At 36.3% G+C, this 16,725-nt stretch carries 13 protein-coding genes; 6 read left to right on the top strand and 7 right to left on the bottom strand.

The window, feature by feature from the left end; translation table 11 throughout:
* The first annotated feature begins 2 nt into the window (after positions 1 to 2).
* A complete protein-coding gene (locus tag HYG87_RS01215) occupies positions 3 to 683 on the top strand; it encodes a diphthine--ammonia ligase (RefSeq protein WP_211533422.1) in 681 nt (226 codons plus the stop codon).
* A 71-nt stretch (positions 684 to 754) separates the two neighbouring features.
* On the opposite strand, the gene HYG87_RS01210 is transcribed toward HYG87_RS01215, so the two are convergent.
* The 3 genes from HYG87_RS01210 to HYG87_RS01200 form a co-directional block, all read right to left on the bottom strand.
* Positions 755 to 1,135, bottom strand: coding sequence for an RNA-binding domain-containing protein (locus tag HYG87_RS01210; RefSeq protein ID WP_211533421.1), 381 nt, complete (start codon positions 1,133 to 1,135; stop codon positions 755 to 757).
* Between the two features lie 14 nt (positions 1,136 to 1,149).
* Positions 1,150 to 1,698, bottom strand: coding sequence for a nucleoside monophosphate kinase (locus HYG87_RS01205; protein WP_211533420.1), 549 nt, complete (start codon positions 1,696 to 1,698; stop codon positions 1,150 to 1,152).
* Positions 1,699 to 1,831: 133 nt separating this feature from the next.
* Positions 1,832 to 2,569, bottom strand: coding sequence for a 4-phosphopantoate--beta-alanine ligase (locus HYG87_RS01200; RefSeq protein ID WP_211533419.1), 738 nt, complete (start codon positions 2,567 to 2,569; stop codon positions 1,832 to 1,834).
* 230 nt (positions 2,570 to 2,799) lie between these two features.
* Between HYG87_RS01200 and HYG87_RS01195 the strand changes: the two genes are divergently transcribed.
* Together HYG87_RS01195 and HYG87_RS01190 are read left to right on the top strand one after the other, a co-directional pair.
* On the top strand, positions 2,800 to 3,033 hold the full coding sequence (locus tag HYG87_RS01195) for a hypothetical protein (RefSeq protein WP_211533418.1): 234 nt from the start codon (positions 2,800 to 2,802) through the stop codon (positions 3,031 to 3,033).
* Between the two features lie 104 nt (positions 3,034 to 3,137).
* Positions 3,138 to 4,166, top strand: a complete 1,029-nt coding sequence (locus HYG87_RS01190) for a M42 family metallopeptidase (protein WP_211533417.1) — start codon at positions 3,138 to 3,140, stop codon at positions 4,164 to 4,166.
* 119 nt (positions 4,167 to 4,285) lie between these two features.
* On the opposite strand, the gene HYG87_RS01185 is transcribed toward HYG87_RS01190, so the two are convergent.
* The 4 genes from HYG87_RS01185 to uvrC form a co-directional block, all read right to left on the bottom strand.
* Positions 4,286 to 4,993, bottom strand: coding sequence for an ATPase domain-containing protein (locus HYG87_RS01185; RefSeq protein ID WP_211533416.1), 708 nt, complete (start codon positions 4,991 to 4,993; stop codon positions 4,286 to 4,288).
* A 49-nt stretch (positions 4,994 to 5,042) separates the two neighbouring features.
* Positions 5,043 to 6,314: a methanogen output domain 1-containing protein gene (locus HYG87_RS01180; protein ID WP_211533415.1), complete on the bottom strand. Its 1,272-nt coding sequence runs from the start codon at positions 6,312 to 6,314 to the stop codon at positions 5,043 to 5,045.
* A gap of 173 nt (positions 6,315 to 6,487) precedes the next feature.
* Positions 6,488 to 7,690, bottom strand: a complete 1,203-nt coding sequence (locus HYG87_RS01175) for a hypothetical protein (protein ID WP_211533141.1) — start codon at positions 7,688 to 7,690, stop codon at positions 6,488 to 6,490.
* 301 nt (positions 7,691 to 7,991) lie between these two features.
* Positions 7,992 to 9,764, bottom strand: coding sequence for an excinuclease ABC subunit UvrC (uvrC, locus tag HYG87_RS01170; RefSeq protein WP_211533414.1), 1,773 nt, complete (start codon positions 9,762 to 9,764; stop codon positions 7,992 to 7,994).
* Between the two features lie 303 nt (positions 9,765 to 10,067).
* Between uvrC and HYG87_RS01165 the strand changes: the two genes are divergently transcribed.
* From HYG87_RS01165 to uvrA, 3 genes are all read left to right on the top strand, one after another.
* Positions 10,068 to 11,156 (top strand): acyltransferase family protein, encoded by a 1,089-nt coding sequence (locus tag HYG87_RS01165; RefSeq protein WP_211533413.1) that lies wholly within the window; start codon positions 10,068 to 10,070, stop codon positions 11,154 to 11,156.
* Positions 11,157 to 11,580: 424 nt separating this feature from the next.
* On the top strand, positions 11,581 to 13,539 hold the full coding sequence (uvrB, locus tag HYG87_RS01160) for an excinuclease ABC subunit UvrB (protein WP_211533412.1): 1,959 nt from the start codon (positions 11,581 to 11,583) through the stop codon (positions 13,537 to 13,539).
* Positions 13,540 to 13,739: 200 nt separating this feature from the next.
* A complete protein-coding gene (gene uvrA / locus HYG87_RS01155) occupies positions 13,740 to 16,640 on the top strand; it encodes an excinuclease ABC subunit UvrA (protein WP_211533411.1) in 2,901 nt (966 codons plus the stop codon).
* The last annotated feature ends 85 nt before the right edge of the window (positions 16,641 to 16,725 follow it).

The raw sequence follows: 16,725 nt of genomic DNA, 5'->3' as shown, positions 1-16,725 counted from the left end.
TAATGAAAGTCGCTGTTCTATTTTCAGGAGGTAAAGACAGTACCATGGCCCTTAAAAAAGCTCAAGAAGAAGGCCACCAGGTCCTGTATCTTCTCTCCATGATATCTGAAAATCCAGATTCCTACATGTATCATGTTCCCAATATCCATATAACTGAGTTATCTGCTGAGGCATTGGATATTCCTCTTTTACAGGCTAAAACCAGGGGAGAAAAGGAAAAAGAATTAAATGATCTGGAAATTGCTTTAACCGAACTTAAAAATAGAGGGGTAGAAGGAATTTATTCTGGAGCACTCTCCTCCACCTATCAAAAAAGTCGTATTGATGATTTATGCCATAAGCTGGATTTAAAATCAATAGCCCCTTTATGGGACGTGGATCCCTACTTATACATGCAGGATATTATTAATCAGGGCTATCAGGTGATTGTAACTGGAGTGGCTGCTGAAGGCCTGGATGAATCATGGCTTGGTCGAATAATTGACCAGAAAGCATTAGAAGATATAAAAAAACTTCATGATAAATTCGGTATCCACATGGCCTTTGAAGGTGGTGAAGCAGAAACCCTGGTGGTGGATGGCCCCTTATTTAAAAAGAAAATCAATATAATTAAAGCAGAAAACCACTTTAAGGTGGATAGTGGATATTACCTCATAAAAGAGGCAGTATTAGAAGATAAATAATTATTTCTCTTAATTTATTAATAAACCTTCTCTTATACTCTTTTTAATTTAATAACCGATTTATAAATTTTTTAATAATCATCTTCTATATCAGGTGCCAGCCAATTAAGTAACCCTTCCACATCAGAGGTAGTTATTTCTACTTCTAATTCTCCTAATGGTGAGTCACTTTCAAGTAGATTAACCACATCAACGAGAGCTGCCTGTTTACTTAGCATGAAACTTATTTTATTTCCCTGGACTTTCATCACACTCCGGGCACAGGATCTAATCTTTCTTTGTTCTAAATCCTCTTTCAGCTTCAATAGAGAATCTATACCGGCATGTAAGGTTATATTGGAAGACCCAATTTCCATTTCACCTGGTTTAAATATGTTGGTTATTGCTTTTTTAACTTTCTCCGGGTCTTCAGTGGGATTAACCCGGGTATATACTTTAAGAGAACATTGCATAATCTCAAAATCCTTTAATATTTTAAGCTCTTTTTTAAAACTTTCTTAATCTCATTTTTGAATTTCCACAGAGGGCCCTCATTTACTATCAGGTAATCGGAGGTGGCAATAACATTACCAATACCAAAACCTAATTCTCTTTCATCTCTTTTTTTGAATTCCAAAAAATCTGATGAATCATCTGAACGTCTTCTTCGTTTCAAACGCCTGAATCTTGTTTTAGGACTGGAAAAAACAGATATCACAGTAAATTGAGGGAAGTTTTCCTGGAATATCTCCACTTCATAATGGCTTCTGATTCCTTCAATAAGATAATTTCTTTCTTCATCAACCAGATGTGCGTAATCTGATTTTATTATATCCACACAGATTTTAGCCACCACGTATTCCCCGAATTCTTTTCTTAGGGTTACCGCGGTTTCACCCACATCGGCCTTCCTTTTTTGGGCCTCATCCCGGATAACATCCCCCATCCGAATAACTTTAAGACCCCTGTTATGGGCCATACGGGATATAACTCCTTTACCTGATCCTGGCATTCCTGATATACCCATTACTATCATTATTTCACTTCATTTATTAGAATAATTATATGATTATTTTTTAAAAAGTAGATTTGTTTATAATATTTTAACTGATTATCTATTAAATAGGTCTCATTTTTGCATTCATAACAATAAAATATCTAATTTAAAATTATTTTTTTAACTTAAAAACATGTAGAGACTCTTTCAAATTTTTCTGATTATCAAAGTTATCTAAAATTTGCTGTAGATTTTCTTTTTTTTCCCTTTTTAATTGGTTTATTTCCTGAATTAAAAGGGGTAAAACCCTTACAATATTATCTACTATGGAAATTGATGACATCTGGGAGGTCCGGGACAGAGGGTTTAAGTCAATGGTTATGACTATTTTTCCTGTTTTATGCAAAATCTCTGCTCTATCACCGTCTTCTAAAGGTACCAGGATTACATCAGCATCATAGATACCAGAAGCACTGGCGGTGGCCCGGGGACTTTCGATTCCCTCTAAATATTTTAATTTCTCATCATCTAATCCTAATACTTTCTCTGCACCAGCATGTTTTAATACATGTTCTATGGCATTTACTCTCTGGGGGGTGCGGTGGAAGAGATTAATCTCCAGTTTCCCTCCACTAATACGGCATAATTCCACCATTTCCTCGGCCACAAGAGCTGCAGTATTACCATTTACTGAAAAAACAGGATTTTTTGATAGAAGTATGGCTGCTGCTCCGGCTTTTATAGCGCTCTTTGCAGGGTTACTGGTTTTTTCTCCCAAGAGGTAATCAAATGCTTCTCCTCTTCCATGGGCTATCATCCCGGAATCAGCCAGGATACCCTTTTTAAAGGCTTTTACTATCTTTTCTCTAAGTAGCAATGATTCATAACGGGGATGGCTTTCCGGTATCATATAAGAAACTTGGCCCTAATCCATATAAATGATTAATGGAAACAACAACAACAGAGAGGATTTTAATAAAAACCATAATCCCCTTTTAAAATAATATTTAATAATCTTTCCCAAAAAACAGATAATAGTTTTCTCAAAAAACAGATAATAGTTTTCCCAAAAAACAGATAATAGTAAATAAGTTAATAAAATGAGTTACATATCATTATTAAATATAACCGAGGGATTTTATGGATGAGAAAATCCAGATTAACCAGTCTGAAGAAAAACCAAAAAGAGATTTTAAAAAAAATAAAGAAAATAAAAGAAATAACCTGGGTATCTATGCCGGTTTAGTCCTGATAGTTATTGGATTTTTATGGTATGCAATAAATACAGGTTTAATCCCACCACAATACCTGGCGGCATGGCCTCAGTTTCTATTAATCATTATTGGGATATTAATTTTAATTAAATCACTTTAAATCTTTTACATTCTATAAAAAAGCATATAAAAAATCTTATTAAAATAGGGAAAATTTTCTTACCTTTTTTAAAAAAAACTTTTACAAATTATGAGGAATTTAAAATGAAGGAATTAATGAAAAAGCTATCTCAATTACCTGGTATCTCTGGATTTGAAAGTGAAGTGGTAAATCTTATTGAAAGTGAATTAAAGGACCATGTGGACCACATAGAAAAGGATCGTATGGGAAATATCATCGCCCTTAAAAAAGGAAAACCTGAATCTCCCAAGGTCATGCTGGCTGCACATATGGATGAAATAGGTTTAATGGTGCGCCATATCGATAAAAAAGGCTTCATTAAATTTTCCAAGATAGGGGGCATCAATGATCAGATGGTCCTTAATCAGATGGTATACATCCATACTAAAAAAGGACCGCTTATTGGGGTTATTGGATCGAAACCTCCTCACCGTATGAAAGCCGCTGAAAAAAAGAAGATAACCTCTTATGAGGATATGTTCATTGATATAGGGGCTACCAGCAAAAAAGAAGCAGAAGAATTAATTGAAATTGGAGATCCTATTACCTTTAAACACGACTTTTTCGAACTACCTAATTCCCTGGTAACTGGTAAAGCACTGGATAACCGGGTGGGATGTTTAATCATGATGGAGACTCTTAAAAGAGTAAATTGTGATATAAATATCTATGGAGTGGGTACCGTGCAGGAAGAAGTGGGGTTAAAAGGCGCTAAAACATCAGCATTTAAAATAAACCCTGATTTTGCACTGGCACTGGATGTGACCATTGCGGGAGACCACCCGGGAATGAAAGAAGATGAAGCTCCAGCTAAAATCGGGAAAGGACCAGCCATCATTTTAACTGATGCTAGTGGAAGGGGTATCATTACGCATCCTAAAATTAAAGAATGGTTAATTACTACGGCTAAAGAGGAAGAGATTCCGGTGCAATTAGAAGTAAGTGAAGGGGGTACCACTGATGCTACTGCAATCCATCTAACCCGGGAGGGCATACCCTCAGGAGTAGTATCTGTTCCCACCCGCTACATACACACCACAGTTAGTATAGCCAGTATGGAAGATATTGAAAACACAGTGAATCTGCTGGTTAAGGCCCTGGAATGCTTGTAATTTAAAAACAAACTTTTTATTCTTAAAAATTAACATTATTTTTTTATTTTTAAAGTAGGTATTAAAAAAAGTATTAGGAATAATTTATTGGAATTTCAATTAAATAAGCCCTTTCTAAGTTATTCATCTTCTGATTCACTTATAAGTGAAATACCATCTGATCGTATTTCATAGGTTATAAATTCAATAGGTGTGCGGGTACTTCTCATTTTAATGATATCCATTACTCTTTCTCTTCTACCGGTATAAGGGTTCTCTTTTTTCATGAGCTTGATGGCACCATAAGCTGCAAAAAGAGCCAGTTCATTAAATTCCTGAGAGGTGGCACTATCGAGGATAATTAAAGCAGTTATATTTCTTTCTTTTAATTCATAAATCAATAAGTCAAAACGATCCCGGAACTCATAAGGGGTCAGTTTAGCGGTGTGGCTTCCTAAACTATCTATTATTACCACTTCCCGATCTGGACTGATATCATGGATTAATTTTTCAAAATTACCCTTCATGGCTTCCACACCAATATTCATTTCAGCTTCTGTAACCCGGGCCCTTAATCCCGCCAGTTCCACAAACTCAAGAGTTCCCTTATCCATAAGGTGCTTCATATCCCATTTGAATGAATCAGTCTGTCTTAGTAAATCCCCTTCATCTTCCTCGGTGGTTATATAAGCGGTTTTTTTATTCTGCAGGCAGCTGCTTTTTGCAAATTGCAGGGCAAAAATAGTCTTACCTGATCCGGCATCTCCAGTTAAAATTATGGTTCTACCTTGTGGAAAACCACTTATTATTTCATCTAATCCTTTAATTCCAGTTTTTATCCTTTCCACTAACTCCCCTCCTAAATTTAGATAATTGATAACAATTACAAGAGGAATATTATAAAGGGACGTAAAATTCAAACTGCATTTTTTTAGAACCTTCAATTAAACTGGAGCACTGGTTCACATTTCCCTTAATTCCAGTCCAGGTAAAACTCCTGATCATGATGGCTCTAAAAATCAATGAAAAAATAGGATTCTTCCGGGCTTCATCCATCCAGGGGAAAGTTTCAAATTTCAGACGATACTTTGGTGCAGATTCCTTTAAACTGGTCTGAATACCCAGGTTGAGTAAAAGTTCCTGTATCCATTCCAGATAGGCATCGAATACTTCTTTTTTCCTTTCAGGATTCTTATCTTCTATGACTTTAATTAAATCCTGCCGGTTCATTTCTTCATAGAAATTGGGTTTTACATTTTTTTCAAAACGATCTGCAAAATTTTTAATAATAGTATTGCGTAATTGGGGAGGGATAGATGAGGCAAATACAGGAACCGCACTAACCACAAACCCATATAATTCCACCCGAGCTTTTTCACGGATGAGTTCTTCTCTTTGTTTTTCTGATTTAATTCTATCCGTGATATCATGACCAATTAATTGAATAAGGGGTTCAGGGGAAGATGAATTGATATAAGAAGCATGTATTTCAAAATAAAGATGTTTACCATTTTTATCATTCAGACTAAGTTCCAGAGGATTCATTCTACCTTTTTCAATAAGAGAAGGAATTAAAGACAAGAAGTCATTAATCTGCCTCTTTTCCATAAATCCCAGATTTGAAAACTCAAGTAGGGGTTTACCCATTAATTTTTTACGACGTATACCAGTAATTTTTTCTATCTGACGGTTCATGAAACTGATACTACCATCCACATTCAGCAAAAGTATGGGATCTGGAGAGGACTCAAAAAGAGATCGATATCGCTCTTCACTCTCTCTTAGTTTACTATCCATTTTATGCTTATAGAGGGCCACTTCCACTGCACTGTGCAGTTCCCGGTCTTCAAATGGTTTGATGATATAACCAAAGGGTCCGGTTAACTTGGCCCGGCCCAGAGTTTTTTCATCAGAATAAGCAGTAAGGTATACCACCGGTATGTCAAATTCATCACGTATAAAATCTGCTGCCTCAATACCATCCATTTTTCCTTTAAGAACGATGTCCATTAAAATTAGATCAGGTTCAGTTTCTCTGGCTTTTTCTATGGCCTCTTCTCCTGAAGCAGCAATATCCAGAACATTGTAGCCCAGGCCTTCAGCCCTGTGTTTAATATCCATGGCCACTATACTCTCGTCTTCAACCACCAGTAATTTTGTATCTGCCATTCTATCCCTCTGTAAGAAATTCTGGATGAATCAATTAGAAAATATTTTATCCATCATATTATTAAAAATTATAGCCAATAAGCCAGACTATACCTTTTCAGTCTAATTTTTATGATGCTAACCTAATCTAATATAATTTATGGTCTTATCGGGCTCTGTCAAAAACTTGGGGGTTAATTGTCGAAAACCTTTTTCTGATACTGAATTTCTTTTCTGATGTTTATTCGTGACATTACACCATTTTTAATCTTCATTAGCTTCTTAACACTTTTAGGAAAGGTTTTTTGAAAGATGTTTTCTATTTTGTTAGATGTTCGCTGGATATTTTTATCATCTAAGAACGCGAAGAAAGTTTTAAAGTAAGGACGCAACGAATTAATGATAATAAATTGAATAATCTTCGAATACTCTTTAATTTTAACTAAAACTTGGTTAAATTTATTTCTAGCATTTTTTAATGATCCAACTTGAAATAAATTGAATATTTCTTCTTTTTCTTCTTTTATTTTGTTTATTTCTTCTTTTGATACTTTATTTTGTTTAATATAGTTCTTTATGATTTTGTTAAAGTTTTTAAATGTGTGAAATAAACACCATTGGTGTTTAAACCCTAATTCTTCGATAATTGGTTTATATTTCTCATCTAAATCAGTGGTAATGGCAATTCTATTTTTATTTCGAGTATTTTGATCTAAAAACTCTTTGATGTTCTTAGAATTCTCTTTAGAGTATATTTTGTCTGCAACAATAATATCCTGTTTACTGTCGATTAAAGTGAATCGGTAATTCCATACACCTTTAATTTTAACCCACTCTACATCAAAAATGTAATATCCCGAATAACGATATTTAGAATCTTTTTTTTTATTTTTATATTCAAGGATCCAGTTTTCAATTGTTTGATGTGAAATATGGATTCCTGTGTCTTTTTTAACTTTATAAGCAACGTTACGCAATGATCCAAAGAATAAACCTACTAATTCAAGACATTTACTCTTAAAATCACGCGTGAAATTACTATTATTCTCAATAAGTTCTGATATATCTGTATTAAATTTTTTATTACATTTTTTGCATTTATATGCTTGAATTTCGGTTTTAATCTTTTTTTTATTATAAAATATGAGTTTTCTTCCTTTAACACCATTTTTGATCACGGATCTGGTGAAACATTCCGGACAAAAGGCTTCCAACATCTCAATATGAAAAATATCTTTTTTATGCCATGTTTTTAATGTTTTAGATACTTTATATTCTTTTTTGCAGGATTTTAGTTGATTTTCAACATATTTTGACAAACCTTCGCAAAAATAGGAAAGTTTATAACTTGGATCAAACAAATCAGTAATTGGAGCAAGTGTTTTTGTTTTTTGCATGCAAAATACTATGCTCCATTTATTATAAAAGTTTTTAGGTTTCTATTTTATAAAATAACGGGTTTTTAGAAGAATTTAAAAATTTTTTATCAAAAACATAAAATCAAAAACCCCCAAGTTTTTGACAGTGCCTCTTATCGATATTAATATCTTTTTAAATTCAATCTTTATATTGAAAAATACTCTTAAAATATGAATATTATACTAATTTCAGACATTTTTTCAAGGTTTTTGTACATGAATTTGCTTAAAAAAGCGCTGGAAATTTTTTTATGTTGAGTTTAAAAATATATGGCCATTTTTATTTATTGCTGTGGGGGTGAAAATGATAATATATATTCTCCGCCACCTGGCGATTTAGGCCTTTAACTTCCATTATTTCTTCCAGGCTTGCTTTTTTTATTTTTTCCACATCTTTAAAATGCCTCATCAAATTCATTTTTCTTTTAGAACCCACTCCTTTAATATCATCCAGGGGAGAATGCTCTAATTCTTTAGAACGAAGTTTACGGTGATATGAAACGGCAAAGCGGTGGGCTTCATCTCGAATGCGCTGCAATAAAAAGAGGGCTTCTGAATTACGGGGTAAAATCAAGGGTTCAGCAGTCTGAGGTATGAATACATGTTCAAATTCCTTAGCCAGTCCAATTACAGGTATATGGACTAATTCCAGTGATTTTAATGCGTTAAGTGCTACTTTTAATTGTCCCTTTCCTCCGTCCACCAGTATTAAATCAGGGGGTGATTCTCCATCTTCTATAATTTTCTGGTAGCGCCGGGTAATCAATTCCTGCATCATACCATAATCATCAGGACCAGGAGTCTTTAGTTTATAACGTCTGTATTTTCCCTTACGGGGTTTAGCATCCTGAAACTGTACCATGGATCCTACTGCTGATTTACCTGCAATATTGGAAACATCAAAACCCTCAATAATATGGGGCATGTGGGGCAGCTTTAAATATTTTTTCAAGTCAATTAAAGCATTTTTAACCTGTTTTTCCTGATTTCTTATAACAGAAGCATTTTTAGATGCCATCTGCAGGAGGCGGTACTTATGTCCCTTCTGAGGAATGGTTACTTTTATAGCAGCACCTCTTAAATCAGATAACCATTCTCTGATTATTTTTTGATCCGGTACCGGGTACTGAATAATGATTTCTCCAGGGATATAGCGGGGATTGGCATAGTACTGCTTGATAAAGGCAGACAGTATCTCTTCTGGTGATGAATTTTCCACACCAGCCATAAGAAAATCATCTTTACCCATTATCTTACCTTCTCTTACTGAAAAAACAACCATGACTGCCATTTTCTTATCAATAGAACCGGCAATGATATCCTGATCCAGCTGGTTAGTAAAGGCCACAAACTGGCGCTCCATCACATCTTTTATGGCATTAATCTGATCCCTTAATACACCGGCTTTTTCAAATTCATGGCTTATAGCAGCTTCTTTCATTTCTTTATTTAAAGAGCTTATTATCCGGGAGTATTTTCCCTGGAAAAAAAGATCTATACTGTCAATTATTTTTTGATAGTCCTCCCGGGATATACCTTCAGCACAGGGAGCATAACATAGATCAATTTGACTGTTGAGGCATGGACCATCCATTTTTTTACAGTCTCTAACTTTGAACAAGGCTTTTATAAATTTAAGAGTTTTCCGAACAGATCCCACATCGGTAAAGGGACCGAAGTAGTGGGATCCATCACTGGATATGCTCCGGGTAATAATGATTCGGGGGTAATTTTCCCGGGTAATCTTTATATAAGGGTAGCGTTTATCATCCTTTAACCGTACATTATACTGGGGACGATGCCTTTTAATTAAGGTAGCCTCTAAGATAAGTGCTTCTTTTTCCGTATCAGTAATTATATATTCCAGGCTATGGAATTGATTCATTAAAACCCGGGTTTTAGGAGAATCCAGATCCTCTTTAAAATATGATTTAACCCTTTTTTTCAGGGATACTGATTTACCCACATAAATTACTTCATCCCGGGCATTTTTCATGATATAAACCCCGGTTTTATCTGGTAAATCATCTGCAGAATCAACTTTGGTGGACAAGATATTATACCTCAAAATATTTATAAAATAATAAAAATATATTTAAAAATATTATTAACGGTTTTATAAATGATTTATATTTAATATAGTTTATAACCAATTTAACTCTTAATTTTTTTTATCACCCTTAAACCATATTTTCCATAGAATTCTTAAATGGAAGCATTTTATAAGTTTTCCGGTATAGATTCTCATATAAACCTGGTTTTATAAAGATATATAACATTAGAGTTCTATAAAAATTGTAAACTACTATTAAGGAGGATTATATTTGGAATTCAAAAAAATACAGGAGAATAGGATATGAGATTATATTTTTTAGATAATCTGCGCTGGATGATAATTATGCTTCTTTTTCCCTATCATACTCTATTGATGTATAATAACTTGGGGATTGATTACATTATAATGGTTAGTGGTAACACATTTGCCACGGTTTTTATCTTATTATTTTCTAACTGGTTCATGCAACTATTATTTGCCATTGCTGGAATAAGCACCTTTTACGCTCTAAAAAAAAGAAATAAAACGGAATATCTTAAAGAAAGAGTGAGTAAACTTTTAATTCCAACCATAGCCGGAATAATATTCGTACTTCCGGTATGGGTCTATTACGGTTTTTTATACAATGGTTATACTGGAAATTTCCTCTCTTTCTGGTGGTACTTTTTAACTAACTGGCCAGCTTTTGCAGGAGATGCCTATGGTAGTGGAATTGGACCCTTATGGTTCCTGCTATACTTGTTTATAATTTCCCTGGTAGCTCTACCTATAATCTTAAAATATAGAAATGCTAACTGGAAATTACCTCTAGAAAAAATCAACATACCCCATATGTTACTCTTTATAATACCTCTGAGTATCGGGAGTTTTTTTCTTAACCTGGCCCCTGAAAAAAGTCTGGTTCAATTTTTCTTATTATTCCTCTTTGGATATTTCTTATTATCTGATGAGGGCATTCAAAACAAGTTGGAAAAGCGCCGATGGCCTTTATTTATTACCTTTATAGTTTTAACTGCTATTTTAATTACTATCTACTTCCAGGGTGTAAACAGCACCGCATCCCCGGATATATTCTCCATTCTTTTCCAGGCATTTTATGTCAATACCCTGGTACTGGTGGCTGTAATGAGCATTATGGGAATGGGTAAGCATTATCTTGAATTTAATAATTCAGCCACCCTTTATTTGGCAGCGGCTTCCTTTCCTATCTATATTTTCCACATAGCCTGGATTAACATTGCCGCTTATTACATCATTGGCTTTATCCCTGGTGCTATTGCCTTGCAGATTGTGCTTATCATGGCCATTAGCCTGGTTATGACCCTGCTAACCTATGAGATGGTAAGAAGAATCAAAATAGTCCGGTCACTTTTTGGAATCCGGGGTTAATAGCCCCTTTTTTATTTTATTTTAGAAAAATTTATAATGCCCTTTTACTCCTGCAGAGTTTTACTTTTCAAATGCTCCTGGGAAAAACTAATCTGTAAGGCGAGGGACATTATATGAATAAAAGGTGATTTTAAATTTATTAAATGTTAAAAAAGGAGAATGTAAAGTTTATGGGTTTTTTGAGCTTTGTAAAGAAGGAAAATTACATTTTTAGAAAATCATAACTTTATTGGGGCAAAGTTTTTATAGGATAAAGTGCAATTTTAGATAATAATATAAATTTAATTAATCAGCTATTTATCTTATTTTTCCAATAATCAAAAATCCATCCGGATAATATCATTTTCTTTTATAAACATTATTCCTATTATTGATAATCTTAGATTTAAATTAAATAACATGATTTTTTTTCGAGTGGAAATATATGAAAAAATTTGAGCTTGCATCAGATTATAAACCTCTAGGGGATCAACCCAAAGCCATAGACTCCCTGGTATCTGGTTTTAATAAGGGATTCAAGGAGCAAACCCTGCTGGGGGTTACAGGCTCGGGTAAGACCTTTACCATGGCCAATGTAATTGAAAAACTGCAAAAACCCACCCTGGTTATATCCCATAACAAGACTCTGGCGGCCCAGCTGTATGAGGAATTCAAGGAGTTTTTTCCAGATAATGCGGTGGAATACTTTGTAAGTTACTATGATTACTATCAGCCTGAAGCATATGTCCCCCAGTCTGATACCTATATTGATAAGGAGTCATCTATCAATGAAGAAATTGATAGAATGAGGCATTCCACCACCCAGTCCCTTTTATCCCGGGATGATGTGATAGTGGTTTCCAGTGTATCCTGTATTTATGGTATAGGTGCACCGGAAGATTATGGAGAATTCATCTTATCTTTAAAAGTAGGGGATAATATTTCCCGGGAGGAAATCCTCTCCCAGCTGGTACATATGCAGTATGAGCGTAATGACATAGAATTTGATAGAGCACACTTCCGGGTTAGAGGTGATGTTATTGAAATTAACCCGGTACATGGTACTCAACCTTTACGTATAGAATTATTTGGAGATGAAATTGATTCCCTTTCTTTAATAGATCCTTTAAGGGGTAAAAAAATTGAAAACCTGGAACGAACCATTATTTTCCCTGCAAAGCACTTTGTTATAGCCGATGCAAAAATGGATAAAGCATTAAAAGATATAGAACAGGAACTAAAAGAAAGGTTAACAGTTTTAAAATCACAAAACAAGCTGGTTGAAGCTCAAAGATTGGAACAGCGCACCAGATTTGACCTGGAAATGATGAAAGAAATGGGTTATTGCTCGGGGATTGAAAATTACTCCATGCATATGAGTGGAAGAAAATGGGGAGATACTCCCTACAGTCTCTTAAAATACTTCCCTTCAGACTTTTTAACTATCATAGACGAGTCCCACGTAACTGTACCTCAAATAAGAGGTATGTATAATGGTGATCAGGCCCGTAAGTCCACACTGGTGGATTATGGTTTTAGACTGCCTTCTGCTCTGGAAAACCGTCCCCTGAAATTCGATGAATTTGAAAACCTGGTGGATAAAGTGGCCTATGTATCAGCCACACCATCTTCCTATGAACTCACCCGGAGCTTGAATGTGGTGGAACAAATAATCCGACCCACCGGCCTTCTGGATCCAGAAGTGATGGTAAGACCGGTAACTAATCAGGTGGATGATCTACTCCATGAAGTCCAGAAAAGGGTTAAAAAAAATCAGAGGGTACTGGTAACCACCCTTACCAAGCGTATGGCTGAGGACTTAACAGAATATTATGCTAAAATCGGCATAAAGGTACGCTACCTTCATTCTGAAATCAGCACCCTGGAGAGAATAGATATCATTGACGATCTGCGTAGAGGGGACTTCGATTGTCTGGTAGGAGTAAACCTCTTACGGGAAGGGCTGGATTTACCTGAAGTATCCCTGGTGGCTGTACTGGATGCAGATAAAGAAGGATTTTTACGTTCCCAGACCTCACTAATCCAGACCATAGGAAGAGCCGCCCGTAATGTGGAAGGACAGGTTCTTTTATATGCAGATGAGATAACCGAATCAGTGAAATCAGCAGTGGATATCACCAACCACCGGCGTAAAATGCAAAAAGAATACAATAAAAAACATAAAATACAGGCCCGTAATGTGGTACGTAGCCTTAAAGAGAAAAAAGTAGATAAGAAACTGGAAAATGTGGATGACTTTAAGAAAATACCTAAAGACGAATTAAAGTTATTAATTAAGGATTTAGAAAAGGATATGAAGGATGCCGCCTCCAATTTGGACTTTGAAACTGCAGCTAAAATCAGAGACCAGCTCATATTATTAAAGGGAGTTTCTGCTAAATAACTATCCTTTTTTAAATTGATTAATCTAATCTGGTTACTAAAAATTATAATAAAATAAAGTTAAATTCTTACCTTATCATATCCGATTAATGAAAAATTTAAGAGAAATTAATTATCTACTTCACATGAGTTTTTTGTTAAAAATTACAGGAAATTATTAATTAAACGTATATTTAAGATTTTTAAGGGAGTTATATGCTAATGAAAAATAAAACAGGGGATAAGAAAGGAAAAATTGTCCTGAAAGGAGCAAGGGAGCATAACCTCCAGAACCTTGATCTGGCCCTACCCCGGGACCAGCTGGTGGTTATAACCGGAATAAGTGGATCGGGCAAATCATCCCTGGCCTTCGACACCATATATGCTGAAGGACAGCGCCGCTATGTTGAATCACTATCTGCTTATGCCCGGCAATTTTTAGGGCAGATGAAAAAACCGGAAATAGATTATATTGAAGGTTTATCACCCGCCATATCCATAGATCAGAAAACAACCCGGATGAATCCCCGGTCAACGGTAGGTACCATCACTGAAATATATGATTACTTCCGATTACTGTTTGCCCGGATAGGCATACCCCATTGTTACAGTTGTGGTAAGGAGATATCACAGCAAACCACCGGACAAATCACAGAAAGCATAATAACTGCCGGTGAAGGTACTAAAATCCAGGTACTATCTCCAGTGGTTAAAGACCGTAAAGGAGAACATCATAAAGTATTTGAAAACCTACGCACCAAAGGATTTGTTCGGGTAAGAGTTGATGGTGAAATACACGATCTGGAAGAAGATTTCAACCTGGATAAAAATAAAAAACACTCCATTGAAGTGGTGGTGGACCGGCTGGTTATCCGGCTGGATGTGGAATTCAAAAGAAGGCTGGCTGATTCAGTGGAAACCGCCCTGGAATTAGGTGAAGGGCTGGTGGTGGTAGTTTTCCCTGATGAGGAAAAAATATACAGTGAACACTTTGCCTGTGTGGACTGTGGCATAAATTTTGAAGAAATCTCTCCCCGTATGTTCTCCTTTAACAGTCCCCATGGGGCCTGTCCCGAATGTAATGGCCTGGGCAGTAAACTGGAAATCGACGCTGATCTGGTGGTACCCCATCCTGAGTTATCTATAAATGAAGGTGCAGTAGTACCCTGGAGTAAATCCATAAATAAGGAAAATTACTACCAGCAGATGTTAAAGGCGGTAGCTGGTCATTTTGGATTCAGTATGGACACTCCCTTCCAAAATCTGGATGCAAAATACCAGAAAGCCATACTCTATGGTAGTCCAGAGAGAATTGAATTCAGCTTTAAAAGGAAAAACCGTTCCTATCATGTTAAACGTAAATTTGAAGGTGTCATACCCCGTATGGAACGGATCTACATGGAGACTAAATCTAATTACATGCGTACCTACATGGGGAAATTTATGAGTGACCATAACTGCCCCCTGTGTGATGGTACCCGCTTACGTCCCGAGAGCAGATCAGTTACCATTGGAGGGATATCCATATCCCAGGCAGTGGAAATGCCTATTAAAGAATCTCAGAAATTCTTCCAGAGTCTTGAATTAAGCCAAAGGGAAGAGTTCATTGCCCAGGAGATTTTAAAGGAGATTAATGAGCGGTTAAAATTTCTGGTGGATGTGGGTCTGGATTACATCACCTTAAATCGATCATCAGGTACCCTTTCTGGGGGAGAAGCTCAAAGGATTAGATTGGCTACTCAGATTGGCTCCCGGCTGGTGGGTGTGCTTTATATACTGGATGAGCCCAGTATTGGACTGCATCAAAGGGATAACGTGCGGCTTATAGAAACCCTTAAAAGATTAAGGGATATTGGAAACACCCTGATTGTGGTGGAACACGATGAGGAAACCATACTATCTGCGGATTACGTGGTGGATATTGGTCCCGGGGCAGGGGAACATGGTGGTCATGTGGTGGCCACCGGAACCCCGGCAGAGATAATGGAATGTGAGGATTCCATCACCGGTAATTACCTATCCCGAAGAGAATTCATTGATGTCCCCAAAAGCAGGCGAAAACCTGACGGCAAATACCTCACCATCTATGGAGCCCGGCAAAACAACCTCCAGAATATTGATGTGGAACTACCTCTGGGAATATTCACCTGCATCACCGGGGTATCCGGGTCAGGAAAAAGTACCCTCATAAATGAAATACTCTACAAGGGCCTCTATGAGAAAATTAATGGCAAGCACATGCATGCCGGGGCCCATGATAGAATAGAAGGCACCCAACATGTGGATAAGATCATCATCATTGACCAGTCACCTATTGGACGAACCCCTCGTTCCAATCCAGCCACCTATACCGGAGTATTTACCCATATCAGGGAAATATTTGCTGAAACACCAGAATCAAAGATGAGAGGATATAAGCCTGGTAGATTCAGTTTCAATGTAAAAGGTGGTAGATGTGAGGCCTGCAGTGGGGATGGGATCATAAAAATTGAAATGCATTTTCTGGCTGATGTATATGTCCCCTGTGAGGTTTGTAAGGGTAAGCGCTACAATGAAGAGACCCTGGATATTCGTTATAAAGGTAAGAATATTGCCGAAGTACTGGATATGACGGTGGAAGAGTCACTGCACTTTTTTGAAAATATCCCCCGGATTAAGAAAAAATTACAGACCCTGGATGATGTGGGATTGGGATACATACGCTTAGGACAATCTGCCACCACCCTTTCGGGAGGAGAGGCCCAGAGAATTAAACTGGCTAAAGAATTATCCCGGCAAAGCACCGGTAAAACCATGTATATACTGGATGAACCCACCACGGGACTGCATTTTGCTGATATTAAACGTTTGTTACATGTACTGGGTCGCTTAACTGATTCTGGAAATTCTGTGGTGGTAATAGAACACAACCTGGATGTAATTAAAACTGCAGATTATATAATTGACCTGGGACCGGAGGGAGGAGATGGTGGTGGACTGCTGGTAGCCCAGGGAACACCAGAAGAGCTCGCAAAAAGCGGAACCTTTACCGGGGATTATTTAGAGGAAATATTAACTAAAAACTCCACTCCTCTATCCAGGGAGTTAAATTCTCAGCTTAAGGGAGAAAAAAGCATGGATTAACTCCCTTAATTATTTTAAGATATTATTTAACTTTTTTTATTATTACTGGTTTCATATTTTTTATAAAAAAATTAAAGGTTTTATA

It is taken from the genome of Methanobacterium alkalithermotolerans, assembly GCF_018141185.1.
In the GTDB taxonomy this organism is placed as follows: Archaea; Methanobacteriota; Methanobacteria; order Methanobacteriales; family Methanobacteriaceae; genus Methanobacterium_F; species Methanobacterium_F alkalithermotolerans.
This window is presented reverse-complemented; position numbering and strand designations above follow the sequence as displayed.